Source organism: Dactylosporangium sp. NPDC005572, assembly GCF_040605515.1.
Classification (GTDB): domain Bacteria; phylum Actinomycetota; class Actinomycetes; order Mycobacteriales; family Micromonosporaceae; genus Dactylosporangium.
The window spans coordinates 1-21,018 of sequence record NZ_JBEXCY010000016.1 but is presented as its reverse complement, the minus strand read 5'-3'; the positions used below and the strand labels follow the sequence as shown (position 1 = coordinate 21,018).

Sequence of the window (21,018 nt, the reverse complement as noted above, 5' to 3'; positions counted from 1 at the left end):
GCAACGCCAGGGCTGATGGTGAGCCAGGGGTGGCGGTGTACGTCATGATGCGGTGACCGCTGCCATCCGGAAGATGCAGCGCCTGGTAGTCGAGATTGACGTCACCGACCTCGGGATGGTGCAGATGTTTGGTGCCGCTTGTGCACACCTGCACGGGATGCCTGGCCCACAACGAGGCGAAGTCGGCGCTCTTGACCGTCAATTCGCCGATCAAGGCGGCCAACGCTGGATCGTCGGCGAAACGACCGGCAACCATCCGCAGCGACGCGACCGCCAGGCGAGCCTCTTCATCCCATTTGCGATAGAAGTCACGCATGTGTGGGTCGAGGAAGAGCATCCGGGTGAGATTGGGCCGGCTCGTGGGGCGCAGCGGGGCCTCTCGGTCATAGTGGGCGGCGAGCAGGAAATACGCGAGTTCGTTCCATGCCAGGATGTCGTTGTGCCGGCTCAGAACCAGCGCCGGCACGTCGGTCATCGCCGCGATCAGCTGCTGACTGCCGGGGCTAGCGACGGTCGTGCGACGCTGCTGGCGTGGCCTGACTGGGTGCGGCCGGGCCAGCTCGTGCAGATATGAGCGCTCGTCGTCGGTCAGTGCCAGCGCACGGGCCAGTGCCTCGATCACGGACTCCGACGCGTTCGTGCTCTGCCCCTGCTCGAGGCGCGTGTAGTAGGCGGGGCTCACGCCGGCGAGGTGAGCCAGCTCCTCGCGACGTAGTCCAGGAACCCGGCGCCTGCCGAACGATTCGACTCCCACATCCTCGGGTCGGACCCGGGCCCGCCTCGTGCGCAGAAAGTTTGCCAGCTCGCCCCGGCCGTCATGACCACCTCGCATGCGCCCATTGTCCCCGGCGCGGCGGGCAGTTGCCTGTCCCTGGCATGACCAGTCTGCGGAAGCGTAGTCAGCGCGGTGGTCTGGCAGGTGGCGGCAGGGCGGGGCAGGGTCGCAGGAGAGCCGACACGAGACCGGAGCGATGCCATGATCGGAACCGACCAACCGCCAGCGCCCTTCGGTGCGCTGTTGCGCCACTTCGCCGATCTCCGCGACGGCACCCACGGTGACGCCCGCAGCCGCCGGGAGAAGGAAGAGCTGTTCGCTGCTGCAGTGAACTTCCTCGATCAATATGCCCGATTGGTGCTTGAGGAAAGCGACGCGTACCTGCTGGCACTCACCGGTGATCACAGTGCGACCGGCGTGCGGCGCGGTGTGGGTGGCCTCACAGCGCGGTGGATGCTCAGTTGGCCCGAACAGCGCAACGCCGACCTGCCGCCCCTGACGCTCCTCGCGCATTACGGCTGGACCTTTCACCACCCTCACCTGCGCGGTGTGACCGTGGGCGAGTGGCCGCTCAATGTCTTCAGCGAAACGGATGCCGCCGCGGAGCTCCCGACCTTGCGCAGCATTGTCGCTGCCGACATTCACAACCTGGTCTTCCAGCGCGACTACCGGATCGTTCCGGCGACCGTTCGTTGACCGGCACGCACCCGTCCACGCTGCACCGATGGAGATCGACATGACGCTCGCACTGTCCGTGCTCGACCAGTCTCCTGTTCCGGCCGGCGGCAGTGCGGCCGTTGCGCTGCGTGACACCGTGCGGTTCGCCAGGGCGATCGACACGCTCGGCTACACCCGATTCTGGGTGGCTGAACACCACGGCTCTGCGAGCTTCGCCGGCCTTGCGCCGGAGATACTCACCGCCGTGCTGCTGGAGCAGACCCAGCACATGCGGATCGGTACCGGCGGAGTGCTGCTACCCCGATACGACGCTCGTAAGGTCGCCGAGGTGTTCCATGTGCTGGCCGATCTCCATCCCGGCAGGGTAGACCTTGGTATCGGCCGCGCCGGCGGACCAGCCAACACGTTCCCCGACCAACTGGACATTCTGTCAGGGGCGCTGGAGGCGCTCCGTGCGGAGCGACCCGCTGGGAGCGATCCCGAGGTCTGGCTGCTGGGCTCGGGCACCCGATCAGGAAAGCTGGCCGCGGACCGCAGTCTGCGTTTCTGCTTCGGCCACTTCTTGAACCCGGCACAAACCGCTCCTGCACTGTCCGAATTCCATCGGCAGGGTAACCACGGCCGGGCGGCGCTGGCGGTGCGTGTCTTCGTCGCCGAGACGACGTCGGCGGCGCAGGCCCAGGCACGGAGTTACCTGTTGTGGCGCAGCCGCAAGGATCTCGGTGCCGATGAGCCGCTGCCGTCCCCGACCGACGCGGCACGACACCGGTGGACGCCCGCCGAGCGAATCCATGCGGCCGCCAATCAGGCCGCCATCGTGGTCGGCGACCCAGTCGAAGCCTACGACCAGCTCACCGCACTGGCCAAGCTGCACGAGGTGGACGAGATCGTCGTCAACACCCTCGCGCACAACCCGGACGACCGGATCCTCGCCTATCGGCTGCTGGCCGAGGCGTTCGCCTCTCGGTGACGGACCAGCCGCATGCCTACGCCCGAAGGAACTGGTTTGTGCCTGTCGTCGCGACATCCCATGACGGTGCAGTCGCACCAGCTACTCGCGGGGAACCGGCGCATGCCGCCGCCGGGTACGCCAGAAGTGTGCGCCGAGCACGATCAGGCCGAGAACCCCGGTCAAGGCAATGACCAGGCCGACGAGCCGGTGCGGCTGTGCTGGCGCCGTGGCCATGCCCCACGGCTCGTCCTGGTCGACCGGGGCGTGGTCCACAGCCGCGCCCGCGTCGATGACCCCCCAGCCGTACCGCGGCGCCGGCCGGTCGGCGCCGTCCAGGTCGGCGGTGTCGGTGATTTTCTCTGCGACTGCTGCCGCCGGCAGTTGCGGTTGTGCGGAGCGGACCAGCGCGACCAGCCCTGCAACGAACGGTACAGCGAAGGCGGTGCCGCTGCCCTCGATCTGTCCGGCACCGCCGAGGCCGATGCTGGCCACCCGCACGCCCGGAGCCAGTACGTCCACCGCCCCGGCAGGATATGGGTAGGCGGGCTCATCGTCCGCGCCGCTGGCGCCCACCCGGAGCACACCGTCGCGTGGCCCACCGGTGAGTATGGGACCGCTCGACGGGGCCGCCAGCACCACGACGGCGTCGTACGTCGAGGCGGTGTGGAACACGGCGTCCGCCTGTTGCGCAGACAACTCCGCCGCCGCTGGGATCATGATGACGCGGGCTCCGTTGGTCACCGCCAGTTGGACCGCCCGCACCACCTCGTCGCCCTTTGCTGTTCCCGCGGTGAGCGTTATCCGGATCGGCAATACGGTGGCCTCAGGGGCGACGCCTGCGAATCCTCCGCCGTCGCCGGGCTGCGCGGCGAGGATCGCGGCCAATGCTGTGCCACGCCCCAAACAGTCGGTATCGCCGCGACCGGCGGCCGACGTGGCGTCGGCGCCGGGACGGACTCTTCCGGTCAAAGCGGGCACCGTGGCGTCCACACCGGAGTCGATGACCGCGACCGTCACGCCGTGACCTTTGGTGCGGCCCCACGCGGCGTTCGGGGCGACGCGCAGTTGGGCCCACGAGATGCCGGCGGCGGACGGGGCGGACGGGGTGGAGCCGCAGTTTGCCTTGGTAGCGGGCGGTGCCAGGCTGGGCGGGGCCGTTGGCGCCAGCGTGCTGCTGGCCTGGGCCGGGGACAGCACAGGCAGCGGACCGTACCGAACGCCGTCGCCGTAGGCATCCCACGGCAGTACGAGAATCCAGCCCGGGTGGATCTCGGTGGGGTCCGTCATTGCGCTTCCATCTGGTTGCGGTCGTCCCTGGTTGAGTTCGATGATCGACAGCTGCCGTTCACCAGCGCCCAGGAGTCGCTCGGCGATGTCCCACAACGACTCCGCCCGGCCGCCGCCGACGTCCCGTACGACGTAGTACTTGACGAAGCCCTCGACAGGTTCCCGCGGTGACGGATTCTGCGGTATCACCTGCCGGGCGAGGCCAGCGGGGACGTCGGCGCGTGCAGTGCCTACAACTGTGAGCCACATGAGGGGGATGACGAGGGCTGCCGCCAGATACCGCACTGAAGTGAGCAACATGCACCCCCACGACCTGTCGTGACCTTCGTTGCAGGTGGCCGAGAATACCGGACTGCCCACGAGTGCGAAGATCGGCGGCTCGGCCGTGAACCGATGGCCGCGCCGTACGTAGTAGCCGCGGAGTCCCCGCCAGCGGGGTGTGACGAGCGAAGAGGTCCGAGATGACAGGCGACGTCCACCGGATCGTGCGAGCTGGGACCTACGCCGCGAGCGTCACGGCGGCCGGGATCCTCGTCGTGCTCCTGACCGGCATGGCCCTGCTGTCTGCTGCCGCCGCCGCGCCGAGCCCCGCCGGGTCGAACCCCAGCCCAGCGCCTTCCAGCGTGGCGGCTCCTGGCCCGGCTCCTGGCCCGGCGAGCAAGAGCCCAGCAGGCAACCCGTACTACGTGGTTGGCACTCCGGTTGCTGGGCAGCCGGAGTTCCTGTATTTGATCGCAGTCAAGACCCTGGGTGACGGCAACCGCTACCCTGAGATCTTCGAGCTGAACCGGGGCCGGCCTCAATCCGACGGCAGATGGATGACCGACCCGCTGAGGGTAGAGCCAGGCTGGATCCTGATGTTGCCGCCCGACGCTCACGGACCCGAAGTCAGATTCTCTCCGCTGCCCCCGACAACCTCGCCTGCTGAACCGACGTCACCGCCAGCAGAGATCACCGGCGGCGGGCCGCTGCGTTGGCTGAATGCCGCCGCCCTGGTCGTGTTGTTGCTGGCGATGGCCCCGAACGTGCTCCGCTGCCGGCGGCGACCGCTCATCGCAGACGACGCTGCGCAGGACGTCGTCGAGGCGACCCCTGTCGCGCCGCCGTTGGTCCGGGCGTCGCTACCCGAGCCGCTGCCAGCGCGGGATGAGCTCGAGCCGCGATGGCCGGAGGCGGTTCAGGTCGGCGCCGCCGACGAACTGCGCGCCGAACTCGACGACGGGATCGACCGCATCGTGATACACCTGCGCGGCGCCCGCGGAGACCGAGGAACGCCAGCGTATGCCTGGTTGGACGAGGGCCATCGGCTGGCCGGTGCAACGATGCCAGTGGTCCTCGGCATTGCCGGTCGGAGGCTGTGGGCGGACCTTGCCCGGACGCCAGATGTGTTGACCATTTCCGGGCCACTTGACGCCTGTCGGCGGCAGGCGCTTAGCATCGCGGAACAACTGCACGGCGTGGGCCGCGCGGTGATCGTTGTTGGCGACGTGATCAGCGGCAACCTCCCGCTCGGCTGGCACCGGATCGATAGGTTCCCGTCCGTGGACGCGACGGAGCCGACACAGCCGACGGTGGTGATCAGCGGCGGCCTGCGCGGCACGGCGCTGAGGGCTGCTCGACAGATGGTGGCGCGGAGCGGTGGGAGTATGGTGCCACTGCTGATTGGCGACGTGCTTCGCGCTTCCTGGTCGATCATCGTCGACTCCCCATCGACGGAAGGAGGGCGCCAGTGACGGTCCAGTGCCGGGCGCTGGTCTGGTGGTCGTGGTGGGCACTGGCCCTCGCGGCAGCCGTGGCGCAGCTAGTGTTGACCAGCCCGGCTTTGGCCGCGCCGACCGGCGAGGGCTACGTCAAGTACTACATCGTGACATCGTCATATCGTGGTGCACCGGAGAACCTCGAAGAGATCTCTGTTCGGTTCCTGCACAGCGCCGACCGGGCTGACGAGGTCTTCAACCTCAACGCCGGACGACGGCAGCCCGACGGCGGGCAGCTCGCCGAACCGGATGTGCTGCGCCCCGGCTGGTTGATCGTGCTGCCGTGGGACGCGACCGGCGAAGGCGTCCGGTACGGACTGCTCTCGATGGCAGACCCTCCGGTGGCGGCGGGCACACCGAGCCCGGCCGGTGCCGGCGGGGCGACCGGCGGTCCAGCTGGGAACTCCGGTCGGTGTGCCGCGACGACCACGAAGGACGTCGAGTCGGGCTGGGCGCATCTTCGGATGGCGCCGGAAGCCGTGTGGGACCACGCTGACGGACGCGGCGTCATGGTCGCCATCATCGACTCCGGGGTGGACGGTGACACCCCACCTCTCGCCGGACGCGTGTCCGCCGGAGTGGACATCACCGAGGGCAGCAGCCGCGGCAACACCGATTGTCTGGGATCGGGCACCGCGATGGCCGGCATCGTCGCGGCCCGGGACACCGGCGACGGGGTCGCCGGGATGGCGCCCTCGGCGACCGTGTTCCCGGTCCGCGTCGTTGCCGACGAACCCCACGCCCGGCCCGCGACCGCTGCCACGGGAATTGAGGTGGCTGTGTCCGCAGGCGCCAAGGTCATCGCGCTTGGCAGTTATGTCGACCTGCGGGCACCTGAGGTTGCCGCGGCCGTCAAGGCTGCGGCGTTCCGCGATGTGGTCGTCGTGGCCGGGGCACCCACCGGATCGTCGTCCGACGGCAGCGCCGGGCCAAGGCCGGCGGAGACGGCGCTGCTGAAGGTCGGTGGCGTGGGTCCGGACGGGCAACCTGCCGGGAGCTACGTGCCCGGGACGGTGGACCTTGTCGCGCCTGGGATCGACGTAGCCACGATCGCCGCCGGTACAAACCGGATCCGGGCCAGCAGCGGTACCCAGTACGCCGTCGCCTTCGTGGCCGGGGCCGCGGCGCTCGTCCGGTCTGCCCATCCGGAGCTCAACGCTGCACAGGTCGCGCACCGGATGCGGTTGACCGCCGAGCGGGCCGGGATCACTGTGCCGGACGTGCGTACCGGCTGGGGCGTGGTGGTCCCTGCGGCGGCGGTCACCACGGTCCTGCCTGAGGAGCTCCGCGAACTTGAGCGCTCCGCCCCCAGCCGCAGCTCGGGCACGCTGCGCCAAGTTCTTGCGGTGGTGCTGCCGACGATGCTGCTGGCCGCCGTTGCCGCCTACGTCGTCTGGCTGATCCGCCGCGCCAACGAACGTTCCGCAACGCGGTCCCGGACCGCTATCGGGGAGGGCCAGCATCGCCGCCGAGCACGCTATCTTCGCCGCGGCATGGGTAGGCGCCGTCCACCGACCAGCGCACGACATGCGGTGACTCAAGAACCGCAACCCTGAGTTCGCCGTCACCGGGCATGTCTTGCAGTGGAGGGAGTTCGGTCGCCATGAGGTGGAGCAAGGCGGCGGGAGCCGCCGTCGCGGTGTGGCGGCGGTACCGGCTGCTCAGCGCGCAGATGCGCCGGGCGGTCGCAGCAGCGGGGGCGGTCGTGCTCCTCGCGGTAGTTGCCGTGGTTGCCGGTCTGACCGGCGGTCGGGAACGCCCGCCGGTCGGGCTGCCGGTACCGGTCGACCAGGTGAGCGTTATCGACGCAGCCGCGCACTCCTGCCCGACCCTGAGCCCGGTTCGCCTGGCGGGGCAGTTGATGGCCGATACCGGCTTCGACACCAATGTCGGTGCTACGTCGGGTGGTGCGGGCGTCGCGGGCTTGACAGCGGAACAGTGGGATCAGTGGGCGCCGTGGCCCCAAGCCATGCGGCTGGATCCGGCGGCGAACATCGTCGCCCTAGCCCACCATATGTGCGATCTCGTTGGTCAGCTACGCGCCGCTGAGGTCACCGGTGACATATGGCGTAACGCTCTGGCGGCCCACCGCATGGACGTCTCTGCTGTGACCCGGGCTGGCGGCGTGCCCGACGAGGCTGTCGAGTACGTGGAACTCGTCGCGGCGTACACGGCCTGGTACGAGCAGCACAATCCGTTCACCACGGTCAGTGCCGGTCCGGAGCCGCTGTCGCCACCATCGGCCGGCGGTGTGGCCGCCTCGAGCGTGGCTGCGAAGCCGCTGCCGGAGGCGTACCTAACGGCCGTCATTGCCGCGGGACGGATGTGCCCGACGATCACGCCGGCCCGGGTGGCCGCGCAGCTGATGGCAGCCTCGGGATTCAACCCCAAGCTCCTCAGCCCCACGGGCGCTCAAGGCATCGCCCAGTTCCAGCCGGAGCTGTGGCGACGGTACGCCCCGTCACCGGCCGCGTCGCCGTGGGATCCGACCGTGGCGATTCCAGCGCTGGGTTCGGCCATGTGCGACCTCGTCGCGCAGGTGGGCAGCGTCGGCCAGGATCCGTACTCGCTTGCGCTGGGAGCGTTCCAACGGGGATCGGCCGTGGCCGGGCAGCCAGCCGGCGCAGTGGCGGACCCCGCGTTCCGGCAGTTCACCGACACGGTCCTCGGGTACGCCGAGTACTACACCCGGGACACCCGGCTGGCCAGCAAGGCACCGCCCGTCAGTCGCCGTCCTGCCACGACCTCGACGCCCAAACCGCCTCAATCGACGACTGCTGGTCCGGTCACTCCACCGGTGGGGGGATGGACGACCGTGGTGGTCTACGCCACCCGTGTCCTGCTGCCAGGTGAGGCCATCAAGACGAACCGGATCATGCTGCTGATGCAGGGCGACGGAAACCTGGTCGTCATTGACGAGTACGGCCGAATCCGGTGGTCCTCTGGGACCGCGGGTCGAGGTGTGCGGACGGTGTTCCAGGCCGATGGCGACCTCGTCGTCTATGACGGCGGCAACGGGGTCGCGTGGCGCAGTGGCACCGCCGGCCACGACGGCGCCGTCCTGGTACTCCAGAGCGATGGGAATGTCACGATCACCTTCAACGGCCAGGGCCTCTGGCACACCGGCACCAACTGACCGTGGAAAGCAGCGCGGGAGTGTCGAGGGCGCCCAATCCCGCCGACCTCCGTCGGCCGCAGAGAGGAGCCCGTCATGACGGTTGGTCACGGCGGCCGCGTGGATGACGTCGGCCTAGCAGGCAAGGTCGGCTGGAACCGGAGGCGCCAAGCGGCGGCCCGGGCAGCTGTGGTTGCGATCTGCGCCGCGTCGACGGTGCTCACCGGGCCGTTCGGCGCTGCGCACGCCGATAGCGAGCCGCCCGCGCTGCCGGCTGTTTCGGGCCGGTGCACCGGCCCCTCACCGGTGCGCCTTGCCAGCGTCCCGTGGGCGGTGGCCCGGCTGGCGCCGGAACAGGTCTGGCTGTTGACCAAGGGATCAGGCGTGACGGTGGCAGTGCTCGACACCGGGGTCAGTGCGGCGGCGCCGGCGCTGGCGGGGGCGGTGCTGCCCGGACGCGACGTCGTCTCCGGCGGTACGGCGGACAGCGACTGCCCAGGCCGCGGCTCCGCACTGGCCGGTGTCGTGGCGGCGCGCCCGGTGAGCGGCACCGGCGTGGTCGGTGTGGCGCCGTCGGTGACCGTTCTACCCATCCGCATCGTCGACCGGCAGGGGCGGGTACCGGCCGCGGCGCTTGCCAGCGGGTTGCGTGCCGCTACCGCTATGGGAGCTCGCGTGATCCTGCTCGGCACCGGAATCGCCGCCGATGACGCCGACCTGCGGGCCGCGGTCGACGAGGCGATCGGCCGCGACGTTGTGGTGGTCGCCGCGGTCAACGACCGGTCCGAGGCTGGCTCGGGTGGCGCGCCCGCTGTGTGGTATCCGGCGGCGTACCCGTCGGTTGTTGCCGTCAATGGGGTGGACGCCGACGGGATGCCGATCGTCGCCGCTGCTTCCGCTGCCGGAGTCGACCTCGTCGCGCCTGGGGCGGATGCGGTGACGGTCGGCCCATCAGGGCCGGGCCACTACAGGGTCGGTGGCACTGCGGTCGCAGCAGCCTACGTGGCCGGGGTCGCGGCGCTGGTGCGCTCGTACCGGCCGCAGCTGACGCAGGCCGAGGTGCGCCAGCGGCTTGAGTTGACCGCCGAGCGTCCTCCAGCGCTCGTACCGACCCTCGGTGCCGGAACCGTCGACGCGTATGCGGCCGTCGCCGCGGTCGACCCGGCCCAGGCCCGCCGGTTCTCCGGCCAGCCGTCCGCAGTGGATATGCCGGTGGCGGCCCCGGCGGATCCGGCTGTGGCCCGATCGGGGTGGATCGCCGCCGCTATCGCGGCCGCCACCGTCCTCGCGTTGCTGGTGGCCCGTGCGATCGGTGGGGTGCGGCGGCGTCGCTGGCCGGTGCGGTGACCAACGGACCGTTGTCACCTGCAGTGTGATCCGAAGTATCGCTTGCACGCCGACCTGTCGAAGGCGGACGTCGCGGCTGCGGTTCCCCGTGTCTTGTGCCATCTGCGTAGGTCAGCGCCGCGGCATGTCGGGTGTCACATTGTGATGCTCAGGTCAAGCTCAGGTCCTCCGTTCAATTCCCGGAAACATCGTTAACTCGGTGTACGGCACGTCACAGCCAGACCGGGAGAAGTCATGACACAGCCACTCATTGAGCTTGAGGCGGTGCACAAGCACTTCGGCCACCTGCACGTCCTGCGGGCCGTGAATCTGACGGTGGATCGTGGGGAGGTTGTGGTGGTCATCGGTCCGTCCGGCTCTGGCAAGTCCACACTCTGCCGGTCGATCAACCGTTTGGAGACGATTGACTCCGGCGAGATCCGGTTCGACGGGCAGCCGCTGCCGGCGGAGGGCCGCGCATTGGCGCGGCTGCGCAGTCAGGTCGGCATGGTCTTCCAGTCCTTCAACCTGTTCGCGCACATGACGGTGCTGGACAACGTGGCCCTCGGCCCGATCAAGGTTCGTCGGGAGAAGCGGAGCGACGCCCGGCAGCGCGCTCTCGCGTTGCTGGACCGCGTCGGTATCGCCAACCAGGCCGACAAGCACCCGGCCCAACTCTCCGGTGGCCAGCAGCAACGGGCCGCCATCGCGCGTGCTCTGGCGATGCAGCCGAAGGCGATGCTCTTCGACGAGCCGACCAGCGCGTTGGACCCGGAGATGGTCGGTGAGGTACTCGATGTGATGACCAGCCTGGCGGCCGACGGCATGACCATGATCGTTGTCACCCACGAGATGGGCTTTGCGCGTCATGCGGCCGACCGGGTGGTGTTCATGGCCGATGGTCAACTGGTTGAAGAGGCGCCTCCGGCGGACTTCTTCTCCGCGCCGCGTAGCGAGCGGGCCCGCGACTTCCTCTCAAAGGTTCTCACGCACTGACGTGTGCTTACCCGCCAACGATTCCCATCACACCGTCGGCGCCTCGGCGTGACCGGCGGCAAAGACTGAGGAGTAGTTCATGCGACGAGTTCGTATCGTGTCGATCGTGGTGGCAGGGGTGGTGACCCTGGCCGCGGCGACCGCCTGCGGAACGAGCGACCCCGGGGCCGGTGACAAGACCGGACCGGTTGCGGATGTCACGTTCGAGGCCGGTACCACAATGGATCGGCTCCACCGCGCGGGAAAGATCAGGATCGGTACCAAGTTCGACCAGCCGGGGTTCGGGCTCAAGGGCCTCGACGGCAAGCCGACCGGCTTTGATGTGGAGATCGGCAAGATCATCGCCACCGAGCTGGGCATCCCGTCGAGCGGCATCGAGTGGGTCGAGTCCGCGTCGAAGGTTCGTGAGGAGCACCTCGAGACGGACAAGGTCGACATCGTTGTCGCCACCTACACCATCAACTCCGAGCGCCTCAAGCGCGTCGACTTCGCCGGGCCGTACTACGTTGCCGGCCAGCAGATCATGACTCGCAAGTCCGACAACTCGATTATCGGGCCGGAGACGTTCCGCGCCGGCGCGAAGAAGGTCTGCTCGTCGACCGGATCCACGCCGGCGAAGAACATCACCACGTATCTGAAGGATCAGGCGACCCAGCTTGTCCTCTTCGACGTCTACACCAAGTGCGCCGATGCCCTCAAGGCCGGCCAGGTGGACGCCGTCACCACCGACAACGTCATCCTCACTGGCTTTGTTGCCCAGCACCCCGACGACTTCAAGATCGTCGGCGCCAAGTTCACCACCGAGCCGTACGGGATCGGTGTGAAGAAGGGCGACGAGAAGTTCCGGGCCTTCATCAACGATGTCCTGGAGAAGGTTGCCAAGGACGGCCGGTATGCCAAGGCATGGACCGCCACCGCCGGCAAGTACGACGCGGACATTCCAGAAGCTCCCGCGGTCAACCGCTACTGAATTCGCCAGAGTCGGAGGGGTGAGGTCCAAGGAGCTCCCATGAACGTGCTCGTCGACAGGTTCGACCTATTCGCCAACGGCTTCCTGCTCACCCTCCAACTCTGCATCCTGGCGGCGTCCGGGGCGCTGCTCGTCGGGACGCTCGCGGCGGTGATGCGCATCTCGCCCGTGCCGCCGCTGCGGGCGCTGGGCGCCGGATACGTGACGGTCTTCCGGAACGTTCCGCTGACCGTGGTGCTGTTCTTCACCGCCTTCGGGTTGCCCGCCCTCGGCTCGGATGCCCGGTTCCTGGCGATCCCAGGCCTCGACATCATCTTTCCCCGGCTCGGCATTGACTTGCCGTACTTCCGGTTCGCCGTTCTCGGGCTGAGCCTCTACACCGGGGCGTTCGTCTGCGAGGCGTTGCGCAGCGGTGCGAACGCCGTCGCGGCCGGGCAGTCTGAGGCCGCCCGCGCGCTCGGCCTCGGCTTTGGTCAGAACTTGCGCTATGTCGTGCTGCCCCAGGCGTGGAAGGCGGCGATCGTCCCGCTCGGCAGCGTGATCGTGGCGATGATCAAGAATTCGGCACTGGCAGGCTTCTTCGGCGTGGTCGGTGACCTGTCGTCCACCGCCGAGGTGCTCACCTCGCAGGAGGGCCTGCCGCTGATCCCGGTCTTCATCGGCATCTCGATCGGATATCTCATCATGACCATTCCTCTCGGTGTCGTGCTGGACACCGTCGAACGGAGGCGGTGACCATGACCGTCGCGACGGGCGCGCGTAGCGAGTCGCGTCAGCTGCCCACCGGGGCCGGCGTCTTCTACGACGCGCCCGGGCCACGCGCCAGAAGGACCGTGCGGCTGACCAGTGCCGTCGCTACTGTCGCGGTCCTCGCCGCCGCGTGGTGGCTGGTGATCCGCCCATTGCGGGACCAGGGCCAGTTCAGCATGGAGCTGTGGGGGCCGATCGTGGATCCGTCTAATCCGTCGTTCTCTGCCTTGTGGCGTCGATTCGGCCAAGGCATCGGGGCGACGTTGCAGGCGGCGGCGCTGTCCATCACCACCTCCGCACTGTGCGGCGCCGGGCTTGCGGTACTGCGAGTGCAGCTGAAGCAGTTGGCCCGGCGACAGTATCCGGGAATGCCAGCCGCGGTCGCCTGGATCCTGCGCGGTCTCGGCTGGACGCTCAACGCGGTCACCAGAGTCTGCGTCGACGTGTTCCGTGGCATGCCGGTCGTCATCACGATCTTCTTCGTAGGCCGCGCGCTGCCCGAGTTCGGACTGCGGTTCGACAACGTGCTGTGGTACCTGGTCATCGGCCTCACGGCCTACAACATGGTGGTGCTCGCCGAGACGCTCCGCTCCGGCATGGAGGGACTGCCGAAGGGTCAGCGCGAGGCTGCGGCCTCCCTCGGGCTCTCCTCGCTGCAGACCACGATCCTGGTGCTGCTGCCCCAAGCGATCCGCATCATGCTGCCAGCGTTGATCGGGCAACTTATCGTCGTGCTCAAGGACACGTCGCTGGGATTCATCATCAGCTACGAGGAACTGCTCAACGTGGCCAAGACCGCGACCCAGGTGCTGTCCAACCCGATTCAGATGTACTTCCTGGTGGGACTTGTCTACCTGGCCATGAACTATGCCCTGTCACGGCTGGCCGACTGGACCCAGCGGCGCGTGTCTCGGCCCCGGCGTAGCTGAGCCGCCGCGGATCACCAGAAAACCTCGGCCGTTACAGGGTTCAAGTCACCGGCAGATCCGACTACCCTTCAGCCCAAGCAGCACGGCACCCGCGCGTCGAGGGAGAATCCGATGAAGCTGTTGGTCGTTGAGGACGACGACAGAGTGATGGCCGCCCTGCGCACCGTCCTGGCCCAGCACGGCCTGGAGGTCGCCTGTGCCCGCACCGGCGAGCAGGCGCTGGAGCTCGTCGCCGACGGCCCTGACGCTGTGCTGCTCGACCTGGGTTTGCCGGACCGCGACGGCTTCAAGGTGTGCATGCAGATCCGGAAGATGTCGAGTGTGCCGATCATCGTCGTCACCGCCCGGGCAGACTGGCGTTCACGTGTGCACGGGCTGAATCTCGGCGCCGACGACTATGTCGTCAAGCCGTACTACGTTGCCGAACTGGTGGCCCGGATCCATGCGGTCACCCGGCGCGCTGGCACGACGACACCCGTCAGCGCCGAGACCCCGCCACCCGCTGTCATTGCCACGCCGCGGGTGTTCGGACCGGTGAGCCTAGACCCCGCATCGCGCATGGTCATGGTGGATGGTCGAAGGATTCACCTGACTGTCAAGGAGTTCGACCTATTCGCGCTGCTTGCCCGCCGGCCGGGTGTGGTGTTCCGCCGGGAGCAGATCATGAGTGAGGTATGGGGCACCGCCTGGGGAGGCGCGGGACGCACGCTGGAGGTGCATGTCGCATCGCTGCGGCAGAAACTCGCCACGCCCGGCCTGATCGAGACCGTCCGTGGGGTCGGCTATCGGCTGACCCTCGCTGTCTGTTCCACAGCGGTCGCCTGATCTGCCGTGCGTAGGCGGCTGGTTGTGCTGCTGGCGCTGCTCATGGGGTGCGTCCTCGCCGCGCTCAGCGTGCCCTTCGGTCGCAGTCTTGCCGCCGGGCGCCAGCAGGACATGTTTGTCGACCGGCTGCAGGACACCAGCCAGTTCGCCGCCATTGCTCAGCAGGCGACCACGTCTGTCGCTCAGGAAGCACTCCGCGACGATCTGGTGCGCTACGCCGACCTGTACGGCATCACCGCCGCCGTGGTGGGCCGGGGTGGCACGACATGGGCGATCTCCGGCCGTCTTGCGGACCTCGACCGGGGCGACGTCGCCGAACGTATCCGCCAGGCGGGGGCAGGACACCAGAGCATCGCACCATTGACGATCTGGCCCTGGTCGGATCGGCTCATTGTGGTCGCAGTGCCGGTGATCCGCGGCGACAATGTTGTTGCCGTGGCCGTCACAGTTTCCGCCACGACACGTTTGCGTGTGAGCGTCGGACGCGACCTGCTGTTGCTGGTCATCGCCGACTTGGCGGCGATGGTCCTGCTTGTCGGGGTCTCAATCCGGCTCGCGGCGTGGGTGCTGCGACCGGTTTACGTGCTCGATGCCGCGGCCCGCCGCATCAGCTCAGGTGACCTTACGGCCCGAGTAGGCGGGGCCACCGGTCCGGTCGAACTGCGTCGGCTGTCCGCTACGTTCAACGGTATGGCGCAGGCGGTCGATCTCGCGATGCAGCGCCAGGAGGCGTTCGTCGCCGACGCGTCTCACCAACTGCGCAACCCATTGGCGGCATTGGTCCTGCGGCTCGAAGCGCTCGGCACGGGGGTCGACGAGCAGCGGCGCCAGCAACTCGACCTTGCCCGGGAGGAGGCGACGCGGCTCGGCGGAATCCTCGACGAACTTCTCGAACTGGCCACGGTCGTCCATGTGGCGGCGCGGCCTGTGCTCGTTGACGTAGGCGACCTGGTGGACGCCAGGATCGCGGCGTGGCAACTGCTCGCCGATCGACGTGGGGTGCAGCTGCATGGTCCGGCCGATGCGGTGTCCGCCTCGGTGACAGCCCTCGTCGATCCGATTCTGGTCTCCTCCGCGCTGGACGCTGTGCTTGACAACGCGGTGAAGTTCACCCCTAGTGGAGGTCGGGTCGCTGTCACTGTCACCGCCATGGCCGCGAGCGTGGACATCGAGGTGACCGACAGCGGTCCGGGGCTCAGCGAGGAAGATCTGGTCCACGTCGGCGACCGGTTCTGGCGTAGCGCCGCCAGCCAGAACATCGCCGGGAGCGGGCTGGGACTCAGCATCGCCCGCGCGCTGTTGGACACGAACGGCGCGATACTCCGCTTCGCTGCGGCGACGCCGCACGGCCTGCGCGTCACGATGCGATTGCCTCGCCCTGTCGAGGGTGCCGCGTGACGCGTACCTCGGCCCGCCGATGGGTTCTGATCGCGGCGGCCGCGGTCCTGATCGGCGTAGCCGCGTACGGAAGCTCGCCGTGGGTATGGTTCAGCCCCGACGACCGCCGGGAAATGCCGGTTGTGTTTGCCACCGGCAGTCCTGGCGGAGTGGATTACGCCTATGGACAGGCGCTGGCGGCCGCCGTTAGCGGTGAGCTCGGCCCAGCCTATGGCCTGGCTACGGCCGGCGCCGTGGAGAATCTGGAGCTGCTGGGCCGGGGACGTGTGACGTTCGCGTTCGCGACTGCAGATACGGTCGAGGCGTACAGCAGCCAGACGCCCCCAACGGGCGCGACGTCCGTGCGGGCGGTAGCTCGTCTGTACGACAACTACACCCATCTGATCGTCCAGGCTGAACTGCCGGTGCACACGGTCGCTGACTTACGCGGGATGCGGGTCTCTGTCGGCAGCCCCGGATCTGACACCGCGTTCGTTGCCGACCGGATCCTGCGTGCCGCCGGACTCGACCCCAGAGGCGATCTCCAGCGAGTTGACCTGAGCCTTACCGATGCGGTCTCGGCCATGCGCGATCGTCGCATCGACGCCTTCTTCCTGTCTGGAGGGCTGGCGACACCTGAGGTTCTCGACCTGGCCGGGCAGGCCGCGATCCGCTTGACCGACCTCGCCGACATCGCCGCGACGCTTCGCTCCACCTACGGCTCCTATTACCAGACCGGGACCGTTCCGGCTGGGACCTATCAAGGCATGACGGGGTCGATCACCACACTGGTCGTCCCCAACCTGTTGCTTACCGCCGAAGGCACCCCGGACCCAGTTGTCGAGCGGATGACCGGTGTCCTTTTCGCAAGCGCCACAAGGATTGCCGACTCGATCCCTGCGGTCGGACAGATCGACCGGCATGCGGCGATCTTTACGGGTGCGATTCCGCTGCACGACGGCGCCCGTGCGTACTATCGCTCAACAAAGGTGGCGCGCTGAAGTACGCGTCCGAGTCGTCACTGCGGGCCGACGGCTCAGTTCGGACGGATTCGCGTGAGCGCGAAGTCAGCGACGGCCGGATGCGGACGGATCGCGGCGGGCATGTCGCAGCGTCCGTTGTGTCAGGCGGCGTCGGTGGCTGGGGAGCGCGACGAACGTGGCGGCCCTGACGACAGTTCGCCTCGGCCGCACGTCGTCGGCGGGGCCGGTGACGTGCGGCCGAGGCTTGGTCAGGACACCAACGACTGTCGGATCTCGCGTTTGAGGATCTTGCCGGTGGGGCCGGTCGGCAGGGTGTCCACGATGCGGATCTCCCGCGGGTACTTGTAGGGCGCAAGCCGGTCGCGGCAGTACGCGATGAGCTCGTCCGGTGTGACGGTAGCGCCGGGTTTGGGGGAGACGATGGCGATGACCTCCTCGCCGAGCCGCTCGTCCGGCCGTCCGACGACCGCGGTCTCGGCGACTGCGGGGTGGCCGTACAGAACCTCCTCGACCTCCCGCGGGTAGACGTTGTAGCCGCCGCGGATGATCAGGTCTTTCGCCCGGTCGACGATGAACAGGTAGCCGTCCGTGTCGCGGTAGGCTAGGTCTCCGGTGCGCAGCCATCCGTCGGCGAGAACCTTCGCGGTTTCGTCTGGGCGCTGGTAGTACCCCTTCATGACGTTGTGGCCGCGCACAACGATCTCGCCGACGTGGTCGGGGCCGGAGGGCAGCTGTGCGCCGTCGTCGCCGATCACTTGCACATCGACGCCCCAGATGGGCGTGCCGATCGACAGGATCTTGCGCTGCTCGGCACTGCGGTTGAAGGTGGTGGCGGATGCCGTCTCGGACAGGCCGTAGCCTTCGAGGATGACAACGCCGGGGAACTTCTCCTCGAACGCGTGCAGCAGCTCGGTGGGCAGCGCGGAGGCGCCGGAGACGCACAGCCGCAGGGAGCCGAGGTCGCGGGTAGGCCCGTCGACGTGCAGCAACGCGCCGTACATCGTCGGTACGCCGGCGAACACGGTGCACCGTCTTGTCTCGATCGTGTTCAGCACCTGGGCTGGGTCGAATTTGGGCAGCAGGGCAAGGCTCGCGCCACGGCGGACGGCGCCGTTGAGGATTGTGGACAGTCCGAAGACGTGGAACAGCGGGAGGACGGCGAGCAGCGTGTCCTGCTGCCGGAGGGCGAACAGCTCGCTGGTGACGGAACAGTTCATGTACAGCTGGAAGTGGGTGAGCTCCGCTCCCTTGGGCTTACCGGTGGTGCCGCTGGTGTAGAGCAGCACGGCCGTGTCCTCCGGCGATGTGGCCTCGATGTAGCCGGAGTCTTCTGCGGCGTAGAGGCCGGCGAAGGGTGAATGCGTGCCGTTCGGCATACCGACCAGGTAGAGGTCCACGGCGCTGGCCGCCGCGGCCGGGGCTGCCTGATCGAGCGATATCGCCGACGTGATCAGAAGTTTCGCGTTGCAGTCACGCAGGTGGTACTCCAGCTCGCCGGTGCGCAGCAGCGGATTGAGCGGCACAACCACCAGCCCCGCCTTGAGGGCGCCGAAATAGGCGACAATGAACTCCGCCATGTTGGGCAGCTGGAGCGCGACCTTATCGCCGGGCTGTAGGCCGTGCTGGCGCAGGCCGTCGGCCAGGCGGCCGGACAGGCGATCGATGTCGGCGTAGCTGAAGGTCTCCGTCGCTGTGTGACACATCGGCGCAGGTGCGAACGCCTCCCGCGACTCGCGCAGGACGGTTGCGAGATTGAACGTCATGCAGTACCTCGTTCCAGGTGTATCTATTTGACGATGCCGAGGCCGAATGTCATCGCGGCCCCGGAGGCGGTCTCGGTTTGAGCTTGCTCGGGTATGGACAGTCAGGCGGCGCGAAAAGCTGTCGCTGCCGGTGAACGTCGTGTCTTGTCTGTGACGGCCGCGACGAAACTCGTTGTTCGGCTGGGACGGTGTTGCGGCGGAAGTGGCGGACCCCGAACCTGGCGCGGCCGGGGGCGGCATGTCAGTCGCGGAAATCGGGCTGGCGCGCCGTGACCCAGTCAAAGAGCGGCTGGGCCTGGACCCAGCCGGCGAGATGGCCGCCGATTTGTCGATGGACCAGCAGGGCGGTGTCACGGTCGATGAGCTTCGGGGTGCCGGCGGCCATGGCGAGCAGTTGGGCCTGGCACGAGCGCTCCATGGTGACGAACCACCAGACGGCCTCGGCGACGGTGTGGCCGATGGTCAACAGGCCGTGGTTCTGCAGGATGGCCGCCTTGTGGTCGCCCAGAGCTGCGGCGATCCGCTTGCCCTCCTGTACCTCGTTGACCACGCCACGGTAGTCGGTGTAGAGGCCGTGATCCTCGAAGAAGGCGCACGCGTCCTGGGTCAGCGGGTCCAATAGCCGACCGAGGGAGGAGAAGGTCTTGCCGTGCACCGAGTGGGAGTGCGCGGCCGCGACCACGTCTGGCCGCGCCGCGTGTACCTGGGCGTGGATGACGAACGCGGCGCGGTTGACGGGGCGGCGGCCCTCGACGACCCTGCCTTCGTCGTTGACGAGCACGAGGTCGGACGCCTTGATCTGGTTGAAGCTCATACCGAACGGATTGACCCAGAACAGGTCCGGGTGCTCCGGGTCGCGGGCGGTGATATGCCCGGCGACGCCCTCGGCGAAGCCGAGTGCGCCGAACAGGCGGAAGCCGGCGGCGAGCTGCTCCTTGCGGTGGTGGCGCTCCTCCTCGAGCGAGCCGAACTCGGGCGGCAACGTCACGGTCAGGGCTTCAGCGCCCGGGCCGAGAGCGGCGGCAAGAGCGTCGGGCAGACAGTTGGTCATCGGGGTGTCCCTTCGTTCGTGACAGGGCCGTGATGTCATCCGATACATATGTGTATCGGATACGTTGCTGTACCGTAAGCTTGGTCACAAGTGTTGTCAACGGGTGGGGAGACCAATGCCCAAGGGAGTAACGAAGCGGCGCCCGGAGACCCTGGGGCGGCTCCTCGATGCGGCTGGCGAGGTCTTCGCCGAGTGCGGGTTCCGGGGTGCCGGCATCGAGGAGATCTGCCGTCGGGCGGGCTACACGCGTGGCGCGTTCTACTCGAATTTCGCGACCCGGGAGGAGCTGTTCTTCGCGCTCTTCGACCGCCACGCCGCGCGGGCACTCACGCGCGTGGAGGAGCTCGCTGCGCAGGCGAGTGGCGCATTGACGGTGCCGACGATCGCCGAGATGCTCGCCCGCGTCCACCCCGACGAGCGGTCGTATTTCCTGGTCGCGACCGAGTTCAGCCTGCACGCCATGCGTGACGCTGCGGCGGCAGAGGTGTTGTCCCGGCGGGACAGGGAACTGCAGATCGCGGTTGGCCGACTGGTGATCGGGCTGCTGGAACGCGCGGGTCGGGCCGTCGAGGTCCCGCCGCAGACACTCGGACGCATGATCATAGTGATCCGTGAGGGAGCGCTGCTGCAGAGCTTCGTCGACCCCGTAGCCCTGCCGCCGGGCCAGCTGGAACGTCAGATGTTTGATCTGCTGCTGTCGGCCCTATCCGGCGTCGCTGTCCGATGATGTGAGACCCGATGATGTGACACCCGATGTCGGAACGGCACGCCGGGACGTGGCAGTGCCGCAGTGGGTACCGCGATCGGCGAGCCCGAGCGCACCGGGGTGGACTCGTGCTGCACCGCATCGGATGCGTGCAGGCGCCGGCCCGGCGGGCCGCCGAACGCGACGAGGAGGCCGTTGCCGGGGCCGAGGGACAGCAGTGGCGGGTGACAACAGGACGGCGGCGCTGCGGGGCCTGGGTTTGTTGCGGCCTCTGGGTAGGTGCCGGCCGCAGATGCTGCCGCCGGAGCGGCGGGTGACCGGGGCCAGGCCGGCGTAGGCGTCCAGGCGTCCAGGGTGGTGGCCAACCCGGCGGCGTCGCCGACGTCGAGCAATGCGGGCGCCGGTCCTGATCCCGATGCCGGGCATCGAGACCTCCGATCTTGCTAATCGTCAAGTAGTCATCTCTGTCCTTTGTGGACGCCCTGGCGGGTGGGAAAATGGGGTGGTTGCCCGCCGACGTCGTCGCGGCTTGGTTCGATGAGACCGTCAAGTAGTCTGACGCTGGGAGCCGGTTCCAGGGCCCTGCATTGTTGCTTCGAGCACGCGAGTCCGCCTCTTGTTGTCCCTCGGCCCCGCGGGCAGCCACCTGATGGTGTCTGCACCGCACGACGAGGAGCAACGGGATGGAAGCAACCGACGAAACAGTGCAATTGGTAGAGCGGATCGCCGCGCTGGATATCGGCAAAGCCGGTCTGATGGCGTGTATCCGGGTGCCGAA

Annotated in this window: 17 protein-coding genes and 2 pseudogenes; 14 read left to right on the top strand and 5 right to left on the bottom strand. The window is 68.2% G+C overall.

Going from position 1 to position 21,018, the window contains the following annotated elements; genetic code table 11:
- Nucleotides 1-4 precede the first annotated feature (4 nt).
- A pseudogene (locus ABZS66_RS11420) lies at nucleotides 5-832 on the bottom strand (helix-turn-helix transcriptional regulator); the annotation flags it as partial.
- A gap of 144 nt (nucleotides 833-976) precedes the next feature.
- Between ABZS66_RS11420 and ABZS66_RS11415 the strand changes: the two are divergent.
- Complete coding sequence (locus ABZS66_RS11415) at nucleotides 977-1,471, top strand: hypothetical protein (RefSeq protein ID WP_354757007.1); 495 nt, start codon at nucleotides 977-979, stop codon at nucleotides 1,469-1,471.
- A gap of 28 nt (nucleotides 1,472-1,499) precedes the next feature.
- On the top strand, nucleotides 1,500-2,423 hold the full coding sequence (locus tag ABZS66_RS11410; protein WP_354757006.1) for an MsnO8 family LLM class oxidoreductase: 924 nt from the start codon (nucleotides 1,500-1,502) through the stop codon (nucleotides 2,421-2,423).
- 81 nt (nucleotides 2,424-2,504) lie between these two features.
- Here ABZS66_RS11410 and ABZS66_RS11405 read toward each other — a convergent pair whose 3' ends face one another.
- Nucleotides 2,505-3,977 (bottom strand): S8 family serine peptidase, encoded by a 1,473-nt coding sequence (locus ABZS66_RS11405; protein WP_354757005.1) that lies wholly within the window; start codon nucleotides 3,975-3,977, stop codon nucleotides 2,505-2,507.
- A 176-nt stretch (nucleotides 3,978-4,153) separates the two neighbouring features.
- Here ABZS66_RS11405 and ABZS66_RS11400 point away from each other — a divergent pair, with 176 nt between their 5' ends.
- From ABZS66_RS11400 to ABZS66_RS11350, 11 genes are all read left to right on the top strand, one after another.
- Nucleotides 4,154-5,425, top strand: coding sequence for a hypothetical protein (locus ABZS66_RS11400; RefSeq protein ID WP_354757004.1), 1,272 nt, complete (start codon nucleotides 4,154-4,156; stop codon nucleotides 5,423-5,425).
- 89 nt (nucleotides 5,426-5,514) lie between these two features.
- Nucleotides 5,515-7,005 carry a S8 family serine peptidase gene (locus ABZS66_RS11395; RefSeq protein ID WP_354757003.1) on the top strand — a complete coding sequence of 497 codons (1,491 nt, stop codon included), beginning with the start codon at nucleotides 5,515-5,517 and terminating at the stop codon, nucleotides 7,003-7,005.
- 47 nt (nucleotides 7,006-7,052) lie between these two features.
- Nucleotides 7,053-8,585, top strand: coding sequence for a hypothetical protein (locus ABZS66_RS11390; protein ID WP_354757002.1), 1,533 nt, complete (start codon nucleotides 7,053-7,055; stop codon nucleotides 8,583-8,585).
- 99 nt (nucleotides 8,586-8,684) lie between these two features.
- Complete coding sequence (locus ABZS66_RS11385) at nucleotides 8,685-9,911, top strand: S8 family serine peptidase (protein ID WP_354757001.1); 1,227 nt, start codon at nucleotides 8,685-8,687, stop codon at nucleotides 9,909-9,911.
- A gap of 234 nt (nucleotides 9,912-10,145) precedes the next feature.
- Nucleotides 10,146-10,886 (top strand): amino acid ABC transporter ATP-binding protein, encoded by a 741-nt coding sequence (locus ABZS66_RS11380; RefSeq protein WP_354757000.1) that lies wholly within the window; start codon nucleotides 10,146-10,148, stop codon nucleotides 10,884-10,886.
- Between the two features lie 79 nt (nucleotides 10,887-10,965).
- Nucleotides 10,966-11,856 (top strand): glutamate ABC transporter substrate-binding protein, encoded by an 891-nt coding sequence (locus tag ABZS66_RS11375; RefSeq protein WP_354756999.1) that lies wholly within the window; start codon nucleotides 10,966-10,968, stop codon nucleotides 11,854-11,856.
- A gap of 39 nt (nucleotides 11,857-11,895) precedes the next feature.
- Entirely contained in the window at nucleotides 11,896-12,591 is a 696-nt protein-coding gene (locus ABZS66_RS11370; RefSeq protein WP_354756998.1) for an amino acid ABC transporter permease, read from the top strand.
- 41 nt (nucleotides 12,592-12,632) lie between these two features.
- Nucleotides 12,633-13,535, top strand: coding sequence for an amino acid ABC transporter permease (locus tag ABZS66_RS11365; protein WP_354757063.1), 903 nt, complete (start codon nucleotides 12,633-12,635; stop codon nucleotides 13,533-13,535).
- A 111-nt stretch (nucleotides 13,536-13,646) separates the two neighbouring features.
- On the top strand, nucleotides 13,647-14,360 hold the full coding sequence (locus ABZS66_RS11360; RefSeq protein WP_354756997.1) for a response regulator transcription factor: 714 nt from the start codon (nucleotides 13,647-13,649) through the stop codon (nucleotides 14,358-14,360).
- 24 nt (nucleotides 14,361-14,384) lie between these two features.
- Nucleotides 14,385-15,758 carry a HAMP domain-containing sensor histidine kinase gene (locus tag ABZS66_RS11355; protein ID WP_354756996.1) on the top strand — a complete coding sequence of 458 codons (1,374 nt, stop codon included), beginning with the start codon at nucleotides 14,385-14,387 and terminating at the stop codon, nucleotides 15,756-15,758.
- Nucleotides 15,755-16,738, top strand: coding sequence for a TAXI family TRAP transporter solute-binding subunit (locus tag ABZS66_RS11350; RefSeq protein ID WP_354756995.1), 984 nt, complete (start codon nucleotides 15,755-15,757; stop codon nucleotides 16,736-16,738). The genes ABZS66_RS11355 and ABZS66_RS11350 overlap by 4 nt, the downstream gene beginning before the upstream one ends.
- Before the next feature lie 230 nt (nucleotides 16,739-16,968).
- On the opposite strand, the gene ABZS66_RS11345 is transcribed toward ABZS66_RS11350, so the two are convergent.
- Both ABZS66_RS11345 and ABZS66_RS11340 read right to left on the bottom strand, forming a co-directional pair.
- The gene (locus ABZS66_RS11345; RefSeq protein WP_354756994.1) at nucleotides 16,969-18,723 is read right to left on the bottom strand and encodes a long-chain fatty acid--CoA ligase; all 1,755 of its coding nucleotides are present in this window, start codon (nucleotides 18,721-18,723) and stop codon (nucleotides 16,969-16,971) included.
- A 1-nt stretch (nucleotide 18,724) separates the two neighbouring features.
- Entirely contained in the window at nucleotides 18,725-19,534 is an 810-nt protein-coding gene (locus ABZS66_RS11340) for a class II aldolase/adducin family protein (protein ID WP_354756993.1), read from the bottom strand.
- A gap of 115 nt (nucleotides 19,535-19,649) precedes the next feature.
- Here ABZS66_RS11340 and ABZS66_RS11335 point away from each other — a divergent pair, with 115 nt between their 5' ends.
- On the top strand, nucleotides 19,650-20,261 hold the full coding sequence (locus tag ABZS66_RS11335; protein WP_354756992.1) for a TetR/AcrR family transcriptional regulator: 612 nt from the start codon (nucleotides 19,650-19,652) through the stop codon (nucleotides 20,259-20,261).
- 237 nt (nucleotides 20,262-20,498) lie between these two features.
- Here the strand turns inward: ABZS66_RS11335 and ABZS66_RS11330 are convergent.
- Nucleotides 20,499-20,666, bottom strand: a pseudogene (locus ABZS66_RS11330) (transposase); the annotation flags it as partial.
- Nucleotides 20,667-21,018 lie beyond the last annotated feature (352 nt).